The following is an 18,614-nucleotide window of genomic DNA, read 5'->3' as shown; positions in this document are numbered from 1 at the left end:
GAAGTAACGAAGGAAGAACCGGGCAAAGCCGAGGAAGACAAGACAGAAGAAGCTAAGGAAGAACCGGTAGAAGCCGGGGAAGACAAGACAGAAGAAGTTAAGGAAGAACCAGGTAAAGCCGGGGAAGACAAATCAGAAGAAGTCAAGGAAGAACCGGTGGAAACTGGGGAGGACAAGGCAGAAGATACCAAGGAAGTAACGGCTGAAGCCAAGGAGGAAGACTCAAAAGAAGCTGCAGAGAGCAAAAAAGAAGAAACTCAGAAAGATACTGCAGGTACCGGTGAGATAGCTTCTGACAGCCAGGGAAAAGAGCCGGAGGAAGAAGAGTAGATTGAAAAAACGGCTGATGCGGCTGTTGGAGAATAAAAACATGAATTGACAGACCGTGTAAAAGAGGGGGTAATGTTACCCCTCTTTTTAATGGCGAAACAGGGGATGGCAGCCATGCCATGTATCAGAAACGAATTGACAGAAATCTGCAGTCAAGAGTATAATCGTTTCATAACAAAAAATAAGTAATATGAATTGAAGGTAAGGAATATGGATTATATGAAAAGTAACAGCCAGCCGTTTTCTGCTGATTATGTTTTTCTTAACATCAGAAAACGTATTTTAAAGCTGGAATTAGAGCCTGGAACCAGGATCAGTGAAAATCAGATGGCGGAAGAGTATGGGGTTTCAAGAACCATCATCCGTAATGCCTTTGCAAGGCTGAATCAGCTTGGGCTTCTTACGGTGTACCCCCAGAGAGGTACTTATGTAAGTTTGATCGATCTAAAGCTCATCGGAGACCTGTTGATTTTAAGGACTGCCGTGGAGAAGGAAGAGCTTTATGAGCTGTTGACCCAGAGGGACGAAGAGAAGATTGGAAAACTGGTAAAAGAGCTGGAAGATAATTTAGAAAAACAGGAGTCCTACCGGAATGTGGAGGGGTATGACCTGGAGTTTCAAAAGCTGGATTCTGCATTCCACCGGGCCATTGCGGAAAGTGTGGAACGGTATAATCTTATAAAATTGCTGGAGGATTTAATGCTCCACATTTCAAGATGGCGGAATTTCGATGTAGCGCTAGGCAAAAGGATGCCCTGCCTGATCGATGAACACCGGAGGATTGTCGACGAAATCAAAGGCGGCGATTTTGTTAAAGCCCAGCATGCGATGGCAGATCATCTGGAAACCATATCCGAGATCAGAGCGAAAGCAAAGGAAAGGTATCCACAGTATTTCTTAAACATTTAACCGGCTGGAAAAGCAGAAATGGCCGGAAGTCCTCAGACATTTGGATTTCAAGCCGTTTGCAGCAAAAACAGCCGATTATTTGTTTATAAGAAAAAGATTGTCACAAATTAGACGATTGCAAAGGGAAAAGGAGGAGACCATGGTTTAAAACGGGTTCCATATAATATCTAAACAAAATCCTGATTTTAAAAAAGTTATTGACAAATACGACAAATTTTGATAATCTATGCATGAAAAAGTGTATCTTACTTACATTTTATTTTTTATATCTAACTTGTATACAAGGATACACTTTCTCATGGAGCAACTTGTATACATGTATACATATATATTTTTTTCTTGATTATTGTTAAAAATTAAACAAAGAAAGGAAAAAACCATGTTCACATTAGGAGTTGACATAGGCTCTACCACCTCCAAAGCAGTCATTCTGAAAGATGGACAGGAAATTCTGGCTACTTCCCTGATCGGGGCAGGGACAGGAACCGACGGTCCGGGACGGGCAATTGAGGCAGTACTTGCCACAGGAAGCTTAAAGCCGGAAGAGATGACCGCTGTTTATGCTACCGGTTATGGAAGGAAGCTGTTAAAAAATGCCGATGGAGAGATGAGTGAACTGAGCTGCCATGCAAGGGGTGTCCATCATCTGCTTCCGGAAGTGCGGACCATCATTGACATTGGCGGACAGGATGCAAAGGTACTTTCCCTGGGTGCCGACGGTCGCATGACAGAATTTTTGATGAATGACAAATGTGCGGCGGGAACCGGACGGTTTCTGGATGTCATGGCGGGAATCCTTCAGCTAAGGATTGAGGATTTAGAAAAGCAGGCGGCCCTGTCAAAGCAGACCGTCAAAATATCCAGTACCTGTACGGTATTTGCTGAATCCGAGGTTATCTCCCAGCTGGCAAACGGGGTCGAGATCCCGGATCTGGTTGCCGGCATCTGCCAGTCTGTAGCCAGCCGGGTAGCGGCTTTGGCAAAACGGGTCGGTGTGAAAGAAACAGTGTGTATGAGCGGCGGCGTTGCAAAAAATGGCGGGGTACGGAAAGCCATGGAGCAGGAGCTGGGTCTTAAAATTACCTATTCACCAATGGCCCAGCTCATGGGTGCTTTAGGAGCGGCGCTTTACGCTTATGATAAATCATAAAAGGAGGAATATTTCATGGGTGAAGGAGAAACAAAACCAAAATTTACCATTGATCCCAATTCAGCCAAGTTTAAGCTGAATGAGATTGTGGCAAAGCACTACAAGGAGGTCCAGGAGGCTAAGGACAGGGGAGAAAAAATCGGCTGGTGCGCCAGCAATTTCCCTCAGGAAATTTTTCAGACCTTAGGCATTAAAGTGTGCTACCCCGAGAATCAGGCAGCGGCGATTGCGGCAAGAGGAGCCGGGCAGCGGCTGTGTGAAATTTCAGAGGCGGAGGGTTATTCCAATGACATCTGCGCTTATGCAAGGATCAGTCTGGCACATATGATGGTGGGGGAAACTCCGGAGCAGAACATGCCTCTGCCGGATTTCGTACTTTGCTGCAATAACATCTGCAACTGCATGATCAAATGGTATGAGAACATTGCAAAAGAGCTTAACATTCCGCTGATTCTCATTGACATTCCCTTTAATCCTGATTATGAGGTTTCAGATGCCCAGGCAGCGTATGTCAAGAGCCAGTTTCTGGCGGCTATTGAGCAGCTGGAGGAAATCACCGGTAAGAAATGGAGTGAAGAGAAGTTCAAGGAGGTTATGGAAATCTCAAACAGGACTTCCAGAGCATGGCTGGAGGCTACAGCCTATACCCAATATACTCCTTCTCCCCTTAACGGCTTTGACCTGCTTAATCATATGGCGGTTGCCGTCTGTGCCAGAGGGACCGTGGAAGCGGCCGAAGCTTTTGAAACCCTGCTGGAGGAATATAAAAAGGCAGTGGAAGAGGGAACCAGTACCTTCCGTGCAGAGGAAAAATACAGGATCATGTTTGAAGGGATCGCCTGCTGGCCTCATTTAAGAACAACGGCCACCGGTCTTAAGTCCCGGGGAATCAACATGGTGGCAACCATTTATGCCGATGCCTTTGGATTCATTTACGACGACTTTGACGGCCTGATCCGTGCCTACTGCAACGTGCCCAATGCCATGAACTTGGAGCATGCCCGGGATAAGAGAGAAGCGATTGTAAATAAGACCCATGCAGAGGGACTTCTGGTTCATACCAACCGTTCCTGCAAGCTTTGGAGCGGCTTCATGTATGAGATGAGCCGACAGATCGGAGAGGACTGCCAGATACCGGTCACCTCATTTGACGGTGATCAGGCAGACCCGCGAAATTTCTCAGAAGCCCAGTATGAAACAAGGGTTCAGGGGCTGACAGAAATCATGGAATCCAACAAAGGGGGGAAAGATTGATGGCAACATTGAATGAATTATTAGAAAATTTTCATGAAATCGCATGTTCACCGAAAAAACAGCTGAAGGCTTATCTGGAGCAGGGAAAAAAGGTTGTGGCTTGTGTTCCTGTCTATACTCCGGAAGAACTGATCCACTCCATGGGGCTTGTTCCTATGGGAGCATGGGGAGCGGATATTGAGTTAAAAGAGTCTAAAAGATATTTTCCTGCGTTTATCTGTTCCATCATGCAGAGCATTCTGGAGCTGGGGATCAGAGGAGAATACAAAGGTATTTCAGCCATCGTGATTCCCTCCCTCTGCGACTCCTTAAAGTGTCTGGGGCAGAACTGGAAATACGCGGTAAAGGACATTCCCTTTATTCCCATGACCTATCCCCAGAACCGAAAGCCGGAGTCAGGAAAAGAATTTACCAAAGCTTCCTATGAGCGTGTGATAAGAGATTTAGAGGCAGCAACCGGTGAAAAATTCAGTGAAGCTTCCCTGGCGCGGTCCAATGAGATCTACAATGAACACAATGCGGCAATGAGAAAACTGACAGAGGTTTTAGAACAGCATCCTTCCATCACGGCAGTCCAAAGAAGAGATATTTTTAAAAGTGCTCATTTCATGCGGAAGGAAGAACATACGGCACTGGTCAGCCAGCTGATGGAGGCTTTGTCACAAGCAGAGGAGAAGGAAAGCAAAATCAAGGTGATCACCACCGGAATCCTGGCCGACAGCGACGGACTGCTTAAAATCTTTGATGAACATGGACTGCAGATCGCAGCAGATGATGTTGCCCATGAATCCAGGCAGTACCGTACGGATGTCAATCCGGAATTGGAACCTTTGGCAGGACTTGCAGATAAGTTTTCCCGTATGGACCATTGTTCCGTCCTGTACGATCCGGAAAAGAAGAGAGCCGGTTATATTGTTGATCTGGCAAAGAAGTACAATGCAAAAGGTGTGGTCGTTCTTCTGACGAAATTCTGTGATCCGGAAGAATTTGATTATGTAATGGTGAAAAAAGCCTGTGCCGAGGCAGGAATTCCTATCATTCAGGTAGAAGTAGACAGGCAAATGGTAAATTACGAGCAGGCAGGAACGATGATAGAAGCATTCATAGATATGCTATAACAGGAGGAGAAGGATATGATCGATAAAAATAAAATGCCGGTAGCCGTGGGCGTTGCTTTCGTATGGTTTACAACACAGTTTGGCGGAGGGTTTGCTTCTGGCGCACAGCTGGTCCAGTATTTCGTTGCTTTTGGTATTTGGGCACTTATTACACCGATTCTTGCACAGGCTATCGGAGCGGTGTTCCAGTGGTATGGTCTTCGGTATGCGAAGCTTCATGATGCTTATGATTACAGAACCTTTAACAATAAGTTTTTCGGAAAATACGCTCCCATTTTTTCCAACCTTTATGAGCTGGTATACATATTATTGCTTTGCCTGGCACCCTCTGTTGCCTTTGCGACCGGAGGCTCCACCATGCAGTCCCTCACCGGAATCCCATATATGGCCTGTACTTTGATCATAGGTTTATTTATCTTTGTGGTGACCATTTTCGGAACGGATTTTGTGAGAAAAGCAGCTTCCACATTGTCAGTCATTATTATAGCAGGCCTTTTGATTGTGTACATACCAAACATTATTGTAAGCTGGGGTGATATCGTAAGAAACATCAAGACTTTGGGAGCTGATCCTGCACCGGCCGGCCCTGCCTTCTGGAGCTGCTTTATCTATGCTTCCTTCCAGCTGGCTTCCATCGGATTGTTGTATCAGCATGCAGAATCATTTAAAACAGAAAAAGAAGCAAAAACCAGCATGATTTACGGATTCCTTGTTAACTCCGGATTGATTATGCTTTCCACTTTAGGTCTTATGGCAGTTGCAACCAATCCTGATTTATCTAAGGATCCCCTTCCGGTCATCACTCTGATCAAAGGCGGAGTTGGAGCCGGCTTCATGAACCCGATGATTTCCATACTTATTATTTTAGGAGCGGTATCAACAGCGGTCAACATGATTGCCGGAGCAGTCCAGAGAGTTGTGGTTGCCCTTGAAAAGCCGGAGGATAGGAAAGATGACGGAAAGCCTTCGGCAAAAACCTTAATCTGTGCTTTGCTATGTACCATTCTTGCTTTTGCTATCGCCCAGTTCGGACTTCTTCCGCTGGTAACGGTAGGATATGGATATCTGGGTTATGTAACCATTGCAGTGGTACTGGTTCCGTTCCTGATCCGAATGATCGGAGAAGCCATGGGTAAAGTCGAGAAATAACTGATAGAAATATGGGCAGAGGTTAGCAGGAGAATGAATATGACAGGCCTTTTATCAGAAACAATCGGAGAACTGCTTCATAAAAGAGCTGTTCTTACGCCGAATGGAGCAGGAATCTGCTACCAGGATCGATGCTATACCTGGAAAGAGGCGGATGAAATTTCAGATTTTTGGGCATCTGACTTTATAAGAAGAGGAATTTCACGCGGAAAACATGTCGCGTTGTGGGGGATCAACAGCCTGGAATGGATCATGGCGTATTTTGCTTTTATGAAGTCCGGGGCAATTGTGATCCCGGTCAATACATGCTATAAGGAACAGGAATTAATCCGGATCTTAAAAGAAGGAGATGCAGACTATCTGTTCTATGGAAAAGGCTGCAACAATGCGGATTATGAACCGGTCATTTCAAAAGCCGGACTGTATGGTCCAGATAGCTTCTTAAAGGGGATTGTTTCTCTGGACCATCTGTCTGCCTGTGAAATGGGAGAAAATAGGGAGGAAGAGAAACGGCTTTTAAAAGAAATGGAACAGAACTTATCCTCAAAGGATACCGCAAATATACTTTTTACCTCCGGTACCTCCGGTGTTCCCAAAGGAGTGATGTTAAGCCACGAAAACATGGTCAACAATGCAGCCGAAATGGTGCGTTCCATGCATTGGAACGAAAGTGACCGCATGTGCTTATCCGTCCCCCTGTTTCACTGTTTTGGCATCACAGCGGGCATTTTGTCCGCTGTCCATCCCGGAGCGGCGATTTATATCAATCAGTATTATAAGTCCATTGGAGTTATGGAAAACATTCAGAAAAATTCATGCACCATTCTAAACGGCGTTCCAAGTATGTTCCTTGCTATGATAAAGAACAGCAGGAGAAATGAATACGATTTAAGTTCCTTAAAGAGCGGAATTATCGCAGGTTCCGCCATTCATCCGTCAGATTATATCAATATCTGTGAAGAGCTGAAGATGGAGCATCTGCAGCCTTCCTATGGGCAGACCGAGTCTTCCCCTGCGATTACCATGACCGGATATACGGATCCAATCTGCAAAAAGGCCCTTACAGCAGGAAAAAAAATACCTTATACGGAATTAAGGATCTGGGATGAAGAAAGAAAAACCGTTGCCAGGCCAGGCATTGTGGGAGAAATCCAGTCCCGGGGATATCACATCATGAAGGGCTATTACAACAAAACGAAAGAAACGGAAAATGTGCTGGATGAAGAAGGCTGGCTTCATACCGGTGACTGCGGTTATCTGGATGAGGAAGGCTGTCTTACTATAACCGGACGAAAAAAAGAGATGATTATCCGGGGCGGTGAAAACATAGCGCCGGTGGAAATTGAAAACTGTATTCTGGAGCTTCCGGAAGTCAGGACTGTAAAGGTAGTAGGAGTTGATGCACAGGTTCTCCAGGAAGAAATAGCTGCTTGTATCATCATGGAGTCTGGAGCGGAGTTTTCAGAAGAAAGGATCAGGGAGCACGTTCGTAAGAATCTGGCGGATTATAAGGTTCCCAAATATGTTTATCGATTTGATTCATTTCCTTTTGGCAACAGCGGAAAGGTTAAGGTCCATGAGTTGCGTCAGGAAGTCGAGAAACGGTTAGCGAAAAGAGGTTAAGGAGGAAACAACATGTATTTTACAAAACAGCATGAGCTTGTCCGGAAACTGGCAAGGGAGTTTGCGGAAAAAGAACTGACCAATGAAATCCTCGATGAGGTTGAGGAAAGCGGGACATTTCCGGAGGAAATCCTTTACAAAATGGGAAAGGCCGGATTTTTCGGCATTAAGACGCCAAAGGAATACGGAGGTTCAGGCGGCGATGCCCGCTGTTACGTGCTGGTGATGGAGGAAATGGCAAGAGTCAGCGGAGTTGCAAGCATTTATGTATCTTCTCCAAATTCCCTTTCCGGAGGTCCCCTGTTATTATCCGGCACAGAGGAACAGAAACGGAAATACCTTCCCTCATTGATAAACGGGAGCAAAAAGCTTTGCTTTGCCCTGACAGAGCCGGGAGCAGGTTCCGATGCAGGCGGTATGCAGTCAACTGCGGTAAAGGATGGGGATACCTACATATTGAATGGAAGAAAGACCTTTATCACCATGGCACCTTTGGCAGATTATGCGGTCGTCTACGCAAAGACGGATATGACAAAGGGGACAAAAGGAATCAGCGCATTTATTGTGGATATGAAAAACACTCCTGGGATTTCATGCGGAAAGCCGGAACATAAAATGGGCGTTATCGGCTGCGCTACCAGTGATATCATTATGGACAATGCAAGAATTCCGGCAGAGAACCTTCTTGGCGAGGAGGGCATGGGTTTTATAAATGCCATGAAAACTCTGGATACCGGCCGTATGGGAGTGGCCGCCCAGTCCATAGGAGTTGCCCAGGGCGCTTTGGACGAGGCCATTAAATACGCAAAGGAAAGGAAACAGTTTGGAAGACGGATCGGAGATTTCCAGGCAATTGCCTTTATGATCGCAGATATGGCGACTAAGCTGGAAGCTGCAAAGCAGCTGGTTTATAAGACCGCCTACTTAATGGATACCCATCAGCCTGCAACCCTGGAAGCATCTATGGCAAAGTATTATGCTTCTGAAGTCTGCAATGAAATTGCATCAAAATCCCTTCAGATCCATGGCGGTTATGGATTTATCAAAGATTATAAGATCGAGCGCATGTACAGGGATTGCCGTGTGTTCACCATTTATGAAGGTACCTCACAAATCCAGCAGCTGGTGATTTCCGGAAAACTGCTTAAGAAATAAGGACTACACGGAAGGAGTAATGATACGATGAAAATTTTGGTTTGTGTAAAACAGGTGCCGGATACCAATGAAGTAAAGATCGATCCGGTAAAGGGTACATTGATCCGTGACGGAGTTCCCAGCATTTTAAACCCTGATGATGCAAATGCCCTGGAAGAGGCATTGAAGATAAAAGATGTAAAGCCTGGAACAACGGTTTCCGTCATTACCATGGGGCCGCCTCAGGCTGATGATATGTTAAGGGAATGCCTGGCAATGGGAGCGGATGAGGCGTATCTTCTCAGCGACAGGGCCTTTGGCGGGGCCGATACCTGTGCCACCTCCACCACCATTGCTGCCGGCATCCAGAAAATCGGAGATTATGACATGATTTTTGCAGGACGCCAGGCCATTGACGGTGATACGGCCCAGGTAGGTCCCCAGGTAGCCTGGAGACTCGGCATCCCGGTTGTGACTTATGTTCAGGATGTAAAGCTTTGTGAAGATAAGGTAATCGTACAAAGGCAGATGGAAAATGGTTATGAAATTCTGGAAGTCCAGATGCCCTGCCTTCTCACTGCGGTAAAGGAGCTGAATGAGCCCCGTTACATGAGCATAGGCGGTATCATGGACGCCTATGCAAAAAAAGTGACCGTATGGAATCATGAGGATGTGGTACTGGATCCCAAAGACTGCGGTTTAAATGCTTCCCCCACACAGGTTTTCCGTTCCTTTACTCCCGCTCCCAAGGGAAAAGGGGAGATGCTTAACGGAACAGTGACCGAAATGACAGAACTGCTGACAGAGAAACTGAAAGAGAAGCATTATCTTTAAGACCCAGGAAAAGGAGGAAGGTTCATATGGCTGTAAATGTAATAAAAGAAAAATGCAGGGGCTGTACGATCTGCGTAAAGAATTGCCCGTTTGAAGCAATTACAATGGAAAACAAACTGGCCGTCATCGGTACTGCCTGTACCGGCTGCGGTGTTTGTGTAGAAAAGTGTCCGTTTAATGCGATAGAAAAGTCAGAAGAGCCAAAGGATACGGTTGATTTATCGGAATACCGGGATGTATGGGTATTTGCAGAACAAAGAGAAGGGGCACTCATGCCAGTGGTAAAAGAACTTCTGGGTGAAGGGCGGAAACTGGCGGATGAGATTGGATGCAGCCTTTGTTCCGTATTATGCGGTAACCATGTGGAAGGACTTGTGGATGAACTGTTTGAATATGGAGCAGATAAAGTTTATCTTGCGGATCATAAAGAACTGGAATCCTACCGTACCGACGCTTATACGGCTGTGATTCACGACGCGATCAAATCTTATAAGCCTGAAATCGTCCTTTTGGGAGCTACCCACATCGGCCGTGACTTAGGTCCCTGTCTGGCGGTCCGCTGCAATACCGGACTGACTGCAGACTGCACCAAGCTGGAAATCGATGAGGAAGATAAGAAGATCAAGCAGACCCGCCCGGCTTTTGGGGGAAATTTAATGGCAACCATCGTTTGTCCAAACCACAGGCCTCAGATGTCCACGGTTCGTCCGGGAGTTATGGAAAAAGCCGAAAGGCAGGAGGGCCGTAAGGGCCAGGTCATTCCTGTTTCTGTAAGTTTTGAAAAAGACGATATAAGAACCCGTATCCTTGAAGTGGTAAAGCAGGCAGGAGAGGCGGTATCATTAACTGATGCGGAAATCATTGTATCCGGCGGTATGGGTCTTGGCGGAGCCGAAGGCTTTGAACTGTTAAAGAAACTGGCTGATAAGCTGGGCGGTGTGGTTGCAGCAAGCCGTGCAGCCGTAGACGCAGGCTGGATCGACCATTCCTATCAGGTGGGGCAGACCGGAACCACGGTACGCCCTAAACTGTATTTTGCTTGCGGCATTTCCGGGGCCATTCAGCATGTGGCAGGTATGCAGAACTCAGAGCAGATCATTGCGATCAATAAAAACCCGGCAGCTCCGATCTTTGAAGTGGCCGATTACGGCATCGTAGGGGATTATAATCAGGTGATCCCTGCGCTTATAGAAGCACTGGACAAATAAAGGAGGGAATTAATATGGGAAAGAAACTGTTAGAAGGAATCAAAGTAGTGGAACTGGCAACCTTTATCGCGGCTGCAGGTGCAGGACGTTTTCTTGCAGACTGCGGAGCGGATGTCATTAAAATCGAATCTGCCAAGGGAGATCCGTTAAGGCATACGGCTCCATCCGAAGGAAGGCCTTTGGATATGTATGAAAATACTACCTGGGACTTGGAAAATGGAAACAAGCGCTGCATTTCTCTTAATATGAAGGCACCTGAGGGCAAAGAAGCATTTTTTAAGCTTCTGGAGGATGCGGATGTGCTGATCACCAACTGGAGGGTCCAGGCTCTTGAACGGGCGGGGCTGGACTATGAAACATTAAAAGAGAAATATCCCAAGCTGGTTTATGCCATGGTGACCGGTTATGGAGAATACGGCCCGGATAAAGATCTTCCGGGGTTTGATTTCACGGCATTCTTTGCAAGAGGAGGCTATCTCCATTCCCTCCGCCAGAGAGGAACGGTTCCAATGAATGTGGTTCCCGGAGTTGGGGACCATAACGTGGCAATGAACCTTGCGGCAGGAATCCTTGCGGCATTATACCATGCAAAAGAAACCGGACAGGGAGAAAAGGTAGAGACCAGTCTGTTTGAGACGGCTGTCTATAACATGGGAATGATGATCCAGGCAGCCAATTATGATGGCCCGGCAAGGGAATACCCCATTAATATCAGGGAGAGTGCCAACCCCTTTAATGCGGCATGGAGAACAAAGGATGACAGATTCATTCAGACCTGTATGCCTGATTACAACACCTACTATAAGCCGTTCATGAAGGCTCTGGGAAGAGATGATTTGATGGAAAATGAGAATTACTTCCCAATCCAGAACCTTCAGGCCAAAGGCCTGGGTACGGAGGTCTATGATATCTGTATGGAGGCAATGGAAAAGAAGACAGCCAAGGAATGGGTACCGGTTTTAAAGGAACACGACATAGCTTTCAGCGTTGCCCAGTCCTGGGAAGAAATTTTGGAAGATGAGCAGGCATGGGCCAATGATTGCTTTTATAAAATGCAGTACGACAATGGAAATGTACGCACACTGGTAAGACCGCCGGTCAAATTCCAGGAGATGGGTGTTCCAGAGTACAATGGCGGTCCTTTAATCGGAGAGCAGGGACCGGAGATCCTGGAAAATCTGGGGTATAGCAAAGAAGAGATCAAGGAGTTTCAGGAGAAGGGAATCCTTTATGTATGGAAGGATGAGAAGAAAAACTAGATTTGCCTTCGGACATTCATTTGCTCTTTCCAGGCTATCAAAAAAGCGGCATCAGGCCGTTCTTAGTAAAACTATATCGAATGAAGTTTGGCGTAGCGTAAAAGCTACGCCATTTCTTTTAAACTTATTAAAGGCATTATCATAATAATATTCTGTTGGAGTCAATTCATATACGTTTTGAAAGTCGTGTATAAAATGTGAGAGGTCATAATGCCCTGTTATTTCAGGTAACTGCGACAGGCTTATGTGTTGGTTCAACATATCAATGGCATATTTCATTAAGATAAAATAACAGATACATATGCCGCTGACCCAGTATGCGCCAATCTGCCTTTTGGCAGGCTATATGATGGATATGATAGGCGAAGTGGCGGGAAGAGGCTGTGAATAAATAAAAGCAGAAAAGGGGTTCTATGTATCCCTTTTCTGCTTTTTAAGATTATTTGAGAATATCGTACTGGGCTTTTGGCTGCCAGACAATGATGGGAAAAGTCTGTATAACCCATTTTATCAGTAATTTATATCAGAAACCCATTTCACCCTGAAAATCAGGATGGTTGTAATAATGGCGGCCATGTAATTGGAAAACAGGTTGCCCCAGAACACCGAATAAAAGCTTAAGTAGTGCTCTGTTACCAATATAAATATGTACCGCAGGAGCCATACCCGCAGCAGGCTGATGAAGAGAGTGATCCGGGTCTTTCCCAGTCCGATAAAGGCGCCCTGCTGGACCATACAGATCCCAAAGCCGATCACGGAATACGTGTAAATATGAAGCGCTTGGTTCGCTACGGCAAGGACGGAAGCATCCCTGGTGAATAACACCGTAAGCCTTGAAGACAGAGGTACGACCAGGGCGATCAAAAGGGCGGCGGTAATGGCACTTATGACACAGCCAATCAAACAGGCTTTTTTTGCTTTTTCCGGCTGTTTTGCTCCCACATTCATGCTGACCATGGTTGTGACGGCGGAACCGAAGGAAGAGGGCAGTATGAAGCAGATGGACGTAATGTTATTGGCAATTCCCTGCCCGTTTAAAACAACGGCCCCGTACTTTTCCACTTCATTATTGATGAGGAAGAAGCCCAGGTTGAGCATCAGGCTGGAAAGCATAGCAGGAAAGCCTATGCGTAAAAGGGTGTTGATGATGGACCAGTCAAACCGGAAGCCGGACAAAACATAGCGTTCCCCCGTTTTTTTTAAGAATAATTCAAAATACATCCACCCGGTAATTAAAAAGTTGGATGCCAGAGAGGCCATGACAGAGCCTACAAGTCCCCAGTGGAAGACCACAATAAAGAGGGCACTGAAAATGATTTTTAAAATCAGCATGATCACCATGCGGACAAACGTATCCTCCGGCTTGCCATTGGCATTCTTTATGGAATTATAAATAGATTCCATAAAGGAAAAGGGCGTCACACAGGCGCTAAGTGCAAGATAGACAAAGACATCGTGAGAAATCTCTTCATTTACATGGGCGGATATGGGAAAGGCAAGGGCAATCAGCAAGGGCGCCAGGATAAAACCCAGCAGAAAAGTAAAAACGATGATTTGAGTGGAAATCTTCCGGCTGTGCTTAAAGTCGCCGGTTCCATTGGACTGCCCGATAATGGCCATTCCAGCCACGCTCACTCCCTGAGCCAGGGCAGAGATCATATTTACAATGGGTGTGCAGTATGTAACGGCACTTGCCGCCTGGGTTCCTACGAGATTGTTAAGAAACAGACCATCGATGACCGGTATAGCGGATTGTATAAGACCCATCATAAGGGTGGGAACGGAAAGAAATAATATGGTCGCAGAAACGGAGCCGTTGAGAATTAAATCCCGCCGCTGCTCGGTGCTTTGTTTTAAAAAGTTTGATTGCATGGTCGATTCACCTGATCAGTAGATTTGCGGTAGAGTTTTCAGTCAGTACCGTACAATCCTTAACTATACGCTTTTGGAAATGGAATGTCAAGAAAACTTTCGCTGCGGTAATCTGTGTTTTATTCTGTATACCGGTCTATGAAGCAGGAGAGCCGCAGCAGGAGCCGGGCAATGATATTGCGGAGCATAAATGGGAGGCATGCCGCATCAAAAATATATTCTTTGTTGTAAAAGAAAACAAGGTCATTGTAATACGAGTTTTAAAGGACTGGATTGCATCGGTGGACAATCATCTCTCTTTTGCTTCATATTGTTTATTTTATAACAATGATGTACGCGGTATGGATAAAAGTGATGGATTTAATGGAAAAAACCAGACCATATTTATGCAGGAAATCCAATGGATCAGCTCTATGAAACAAATTTGTATTTGGCCATTTTGTCAATAAAGGTAATAAAAACAAAATAAAAAATAAGTATAATATAGGGATTCCATAATAGACTTATAAAATATTGTGTAAAATGCATAAAAAGTGGCATATAAAAATTCTATCGTTTATGATAAAGAACTAGTATTTTTAATTCTTGAGAATAAGAGGTAAACTAGTATCAGGAACAATGTTAAAAAAATCACTAATAATAAGTAGGGAGGAACCCAAAATGAGTCAATTTATTCAGTCATTGGTAGAACGTTCCAGAAAAGCACAGCAGATCCTATGCACTTATGATCAGGAAAAGACGGACGAAATTGTAAAAATGTTCGCAAAAGTTGTGTTCGATCATGCACAGCCGCTGGCAAAGCTGGCCGCAGATGAAAGCAGAATGGGTGTGTACGAGGACAAGATTACTAAAAACAAGGGAAAATCAAGAATTATCTGGAACTCACTCAAAGGAAAGAAATCCATCGGCATCATTGGAAGAGATGAGGAGGCAGGCCTCATCGAAGTAGCAAAGCCCATGGGAGTCATCGCAGCTGCGACTCCGTGCACAAACCCGGTTGTAACACCGATGTGCAATGCCATGTTTGCAGTCAAATGCCAGAATACCATTATCATAGCTCCTCATCCCCGTGGAAAAAAATGTGCTATGGCGCTGGCAGATCTTTATTATAAGGAGTTAGACCGCATGGGTGTTCCCAGAGATATCTTTCTGGTAATTGAAGAGCCTACCATTGATCTGACCACAGAACTGATGTCAGCCTGCGATGCTGTCATAGCGACCGGAGGTATGGGGGTCGTGAAATCCGCTTATTCCAGCGGAAAACCAAGCTATGGGGTTGGGCCTGGAAATGTCCAGGGACTGATTGATGAAGGAATCGATTACAAGGCAGCAGCCGGCCGTATGATAGCCAGCCGTATCTTTGATAATGGAATTATCTGTTCCGGCACCCAGAGTATCATTGCCCCTGAAAAGGATTATGACTCCATTATCAGAGAGTTTGTGGCTCAGGGCGCTTATTATATCGATGATCCGGCAGTGGTTGCCAGTCTGTCAGAGGTTGTATTCCCGGGCGGCGTCATTAATAAAAACGTGGTTGGACAGTCGGTTAAGACCATTGCAGGATTGGCGGGCATTTCCATTCCTGAGGGAACAAAGGTCATTGTCGTTAAGCCGGAAAGACATGGTGCCGGCGTGGCATGGAGTAAGGAAAAGATGTGCCCAATGATGGCGGCCTACAGCTATAAGACATGGGAAGAGGCAGTGCAGATTGCTTATGATAACCTTTTGGTAGAAGGAGAAGGCCACTCGGCAGATATACAGTCTGATGATAAAGCCCATATCGAATATGCAGGTGTGAAGCTGCCTGTAAGCCGTGTGGTTGTGAACCAGACCTGTTCCAGCATGGCCGGAGGTGCATTTGCAAATGCATTGAACCCTACCACAACGCTCGGCTGCGGAAGCTGGGGGAACAATGCCATCAGCGAGAACCTCTTCTATACCCATCTGATGAATAAGAGCCGTATTGCATTTGTCAGGGAAAATTGGAAACAGCCGTCTGATGAAGAAATTTTTGCATAGGAGAGTCCGTTTATGAAGGAAGTTATTTTAAAATCCCAGATTTCATATTACGAAACCTGTTCTGAATTCGCTGAGGATTTTCATCTGGGAAGCGATGATCTGGTATTGACCAATGAATACATATATAACCCGTATTTTGGTGCTATGGGCTTAAAGGTACATACAATCTTTCAGGAAACCTATGGGACCGGAGAACCTACGGATGTCATGGTGGATGCGATTTTAGAAGCAGCAGCGAAAACTGACTGCAAACGGATCGTCGCCATAGGCGGAGGCACGGTAATTGATATTGCAAAGATCCTGGCTGTGTCAGCAGGAGAATCCCTGGATTCTCTTTATGAGGCGCCGGAGAAGATTGAAAAGAAACGAGACCTGGTGATTCTTCCTACAACCTGCGGGACGGGAAGTGAAGTGACCAATATTTCCATCATTAACCGGACCAGACTGGGGACTAAGGTAGGACTGGTATCGCCTCATATGTATGCGGATGACGCGGTGCTTGTACCGGAGCTTCTTAAGGGGCTTCCCTTTGGAGTGTTTGCCACCAGTTCCATTGATGCACTGGTTCATGCAGTGGAATCCTGCCTTTCTCCAAAAGCCACCCCTTATACAAAGCTGTTTGGCTACAAAGCGATTGAAAGGATCATCAGGGGATACCAGAAGATTGCGGCAGAGGGAAGAGAAGCAAGGATACCGATCATGAAGGATTTCCTGATTGCAAGCAACTATGCTGGAATTGCTTTTGGAACTGCTGGCTGTGCGGCTGTTCATGCCACCAGCTATCCCCTTGGAGGAACCTATCATGTGGCTCATGGGGAAAGCAATTATGCCATGTTTACAGGCGTTCTGAAAAATTACATGGAAATACGCCAGGATGGAGAAATTGCCGTGATGAACCAGTGCTTGGCAAAGCTTTTGGGATGCGGGGTCAAAGAAGTTTATGACAAGTTAGATGATCTGCTGGGGATGATTCTTCCCAAAAAGCCTCTTCATGAATACGGCGTAAAACCAGAAGATCTTGAGGTGTTTACAAAGAGTGTCATGGAGCGGCAGGGAAGGCTTATGGCAAATAATTTTGTGCCCTTAGATGCACAAAGAGTCCTTAAGATTTACAAGGAACTATTTTGATCTTAATGATGCAATCACACTTTAATCTCATCAAGCAGCGAAGCGGATTGCGGATATCCGATTGACAAGGCTGGAAGACAGTCTGCAAAGTTAAAAAAAGGAGAAATGGTTATGGCATTGATGACAGGGGAAGAGTATGTGGAAAGCATGCGCAGAATGAAACTGAATGTTTACATGTTTGGGGAAAAAATTGATGATCCCATTGACAATCCGATTTTAAGACCGTCACTTAATTCGGTAAAGGCCACTTATGATCTGGCTCAGATGCCGGAATATGAAGATTTAATGACAGTGACGTTAGAAGATGGGCGCAAGATCAACCGGTTTTCGAATATTCACAGAAGTACGGATGATCTGATGAAAAAAGTAAAGATGCAGAGACTTTGCGGCCAGAAAACGGCTTCCTGTTTTCAGCGGTGTGTAGGTATGGATGCATTTAATGCGGAATGGTCCACCACCTATGAGATTGATAAAAAGCATGGAACCCATTATCACGAGAATTTCAAAAAATATTTAAGAATGGTTCAGGATGAGGATTTAACCGTAGACGGAGCCATGACGGATCCAAAGGGTGACAGGGGGCTGGCTCCTCATGACCAGCCGGATCAGGATATGTATTTGAGAGTAGTGGAGCGTAAAAAAGACGGGATCGTTGTAAGAGGTGCCAAAGCACATCAGACCGGTATTATCAATTCCCAGGAAGTAATTGTAATGCCTACCGTTGCCATGGGGCCTGATGATAAGGAGTTTGCGGTATCCTTTGCGGTTCCTACGGATGCGGCTGGAATCACAATGATCATCGGAAGACAGTCCTGTGATACCAGAAAGCTGGAGGGAGGCCAGATCGATGTGGGCAACAGCGAATTCGGAGGAGTGGAAGCGCTGGTTGTATTTGACGATGTATTTGTCCCCAATGACCGCATCTTCCTGGATGGAGAATATGAATTTGCAGGCGTTCTGGTGGAACGTTTTGCAGGATACCACAGACAGTCCTACGGCGGGTGCAAGGTAGGCGTAGGAGATGTTTTGATCGGTGCAACCGCTTTGGCGGCTGATTACAATGGTGTGCCTAAGGCTTCTCATATCAAGGATAAGCTGATAGAAATGACTCATTTAAATGAGACCCTGTATTGCTGCGGCATTGCCTGTTCCGCAGAAGGGACCCCGACAGAATCCGGAAATTACATCATTGACCTTCTGCTGGCCAATGTATGTAAGCAGAATGTTACCAGGTTCCCGTATGAGATAGCGCGTCTGGCAGAAGACATTGCCGGCGGCCTTATGGTAACGGCGCCGTCTGAAAAGGATTTGAATGATCCGGTCATTGGCGGCTATGTGGAGAAGTACTTAAAGGGAGTCGAGGGAGTCTCTACAGAAAACCGTTTAAGGATTCTGCGTCTGATTGAGAATCTGACTCTTGGCACAGCGGCTGTGGGATACAGAACGGAGTCTCTCCATGGCGCCGGTTCTCCCCAGGCACAGAGAATCATGATTTCCCGCCAGGGCAACATTGGAAGAAAGAAAGCGCTTGCTAAAGCCATAGCCAAAATTGAGGATTAATATAGAAGCCTGAATGTATACGGCTTATTGAGGAGGAATATCCGCCATAAACATATGGAACTGGATT

General features: G+C 45.8%; 14 protein-coding genes and 1 pseudogene. 14 read left to right on the top strand and 1 reads right to left on the bottom strand.

What is annotated here, in order from left to right; translation table 11 throughout:
* The 11 genes and pseudogenes from RT269_RS12705 to RT269_RS12655 form a co-directional block, all read left to right on the top strand.
* Nucleotides 1–330, top strand: a pseudogene (locus RT269_RS12705) (hypothetical protein); the annotation flags it as partial.
* A 210-nt stretch (nt 331–540) separates the two neighbouring features.
* On the top strand, nt 541–1,239 hold the full coding sequence (locus RT269_RS12700) for a GntR family transcriptional regulator (RefSeq protein ID WP_313183101.1): 699 nt from the start codon (nt 541–543) through the stop codon (nt 1,237–1,239).
* A gap of 379 nt (nt 1,240–1,618) precedes the next feature.
* Entirely contained in the window at nt 1,619–2,389 is a 771-nt protein-coding gene (locus tag RT269_RS12695) for an acyl-CoA dehydratase activase (protein WP_313183099.1), read from the top strand.
* Nucleotides 2,390–2,404: 15 nt separating this feature from the next.
* Nucleotides 2,405–3,643: a 2-hydroxyacyl-CoA dehydratase subunit D gene (locus RT269_RS12690; protein WP_313183098.1), complete on the top strand. Its 1,239-nt coding sequence runs from the start codon at nt 2,405–2,407 to the stop codon at nt 3,641–3,643.
* Nucleotides 3,643–4,761 carry a 2-hydroxyacyl-CoA dehydratase subunit D gene (locus RT269_RS12685; RefSeq protein WP_313183096.1) on the top strand — a complete coding sequence of 373 codons (1,119 nt, stop codon included), beginning with the start codon at nt 3,643–3,645 and terminating at the stop codon, nt 4,759–4,761. Before RT269_RS12690 ends, RT269_RS12685 begins: the two co-directional genes overlap by 1 nt.
* Nucleotides 4,762–4,776: 15 nt before the next feature.
* The gene (locus tag RT269_RS12680; RefSeq protein ID WP_313183095.1) at nt 4,777–5,910 is read left to right on the top strand and encodes a YkvI family membrane protein; all 1,134 of its coding nucleotides are present in this window, start codon (nt 4,777–4,779) and stop codon (nt 5,908–5,910) included.
* Between the two features lie 39 nt (nt 5,911–5,949).
* Nucleotides 5,950–7,533 (top strand): AMP-binding protein, encoded by a 1,584-nt coding sequence (locus tag RT269_RS12675; protein ID WP_313183093.1) that lies wholly within the window; start codon nt 5,950–5,952, stop codon nt 7,531–7,533.
* A gap of 12 nt (nt 7,534–7,545) precedes the next feature.
* Nucleotides 7,546–8,688, top strand: coding sequence for an acyl-CoA dehydrogenase family protein (locus RT269_RS12670; protein WP_313183091.1), 1,143 nt, complete (start codon nt 7,546–7,548; stop codon nt 8,686–8,688).
* A 27-nt stretch (nt 8,689–8,715) separates the two neighbouring features.
* Nucleotides 8,716–9,501: an electron transfer flavoprotein subunit beta gene (gene etfB / locus RT269_RS12665; RefSeq protein WP_313183089.1), complete on the top strand. Its 786-nt coding sequence runs from the start codon at nt 8,716–8,718 to the stop codon at nt 9,499–9,501.
* A gap of 26 nt (nt 9,502–9,527) precedes the next feature.
* Nucleotides 9,528–10,709, top strand: a complete 1,182-nt coding sequence (locus RT269_RS12660; protein ID WP_313183087.1) for an FAD-binding protein — start codon at nt 9,528–9,530, stop codon at nt 10,707–10,709.
* Between the two features lie 14 nt (nt 10,710–10,723).
* Complete coding sequence (locus RT269_RS12655; RefSeq protein ID WP_313183085.1) at nt 10,724–11,968, top strand: CaiB/BaiF CoA transferase family protein; 1,245 nt, start codon at nt 10,724–10,726, stop codon at nt 11,966–11,968.
* Between the two features lie 510 nt (nt 11,969–12,478).
* On the opposite strand, the gene RT269_RS12650 is transcribed toward RT269_RS12655, so the two are convergent.
* The gene (locus RT269_RS12650) at nt 12,479–13,840 is read right to left on the bottom strand and encodes an MATE family efflux transporter (RefSeq protein WP_313183083.1); all 1,362 of its coding nucleotides are present in this window, start codon (nt 13,838–13,840) and stop codon (nt 12,479–12,481) included.
* A gap of 660 nt (nt 13,841–14,500) precedes the next feature.
* Here RT269_RS12650 and RT269_RS12645 point away from each other — a divergent pair.
* From RT269_RS12645 to RT269_RS12635, 3 genes are all read left to right on the top strand, one after another.
* Nucleotides 14,501–15,859, top strand: coding sequence for an aldehyde dehydrogenase family protein (locus tag RT269_RS12645; protein WP_313183081.1), 1,359 nt, complete (start codon nt 14,501–14,503; stop codon nt 15,857–15,859).
* 12 nt (nt 15,860–15,871) lie between these two features.
* Nucleotides 15,872–16,987 carry a 4-hydroxybutyrate dehydrogenase gene (locus RT269_RS12640; protein WP_313183080.1) on the top strand — a complete coding sequence of 372 codons (1,116 nt, stop codon included), beginning with the start codon at nt 15,872–15,874 and terminating at the stop codon, nt 16,985–16,987.
* Nucleotides 16,988–17,098: 111 nt separating this feature from the next.
* Nucleotides 17,099–18,547 (top strand): 4-hydroxyphenylacetate 3-hydroxylase family protein, encoded by a 1,449-nt coding sequence (locus tag RT269_RS12635; RefSeq protein ID WP_313183078.1) that lies wholly within the window; start codon nt 17,099–17,101, stop codon nt 18,545–18,547.
* The last annotated feature ends 67 nt before the right edge of the window (nt 18,548–18,614 follow it).

Origin of the sequence: Lacrimispora sp. (assembly GCF_032078915.1) — a bacterium.
In the GTDB taxonomy this organism is placed as follows: domain Bacteria; phylum Bacillota; class Clostridia; order Lachnospirales; family Lachnospiraceae; genus Lacrimispora.
This window is presented reverse-complemented; position numbering and strand designations above follow the sequence as displayed.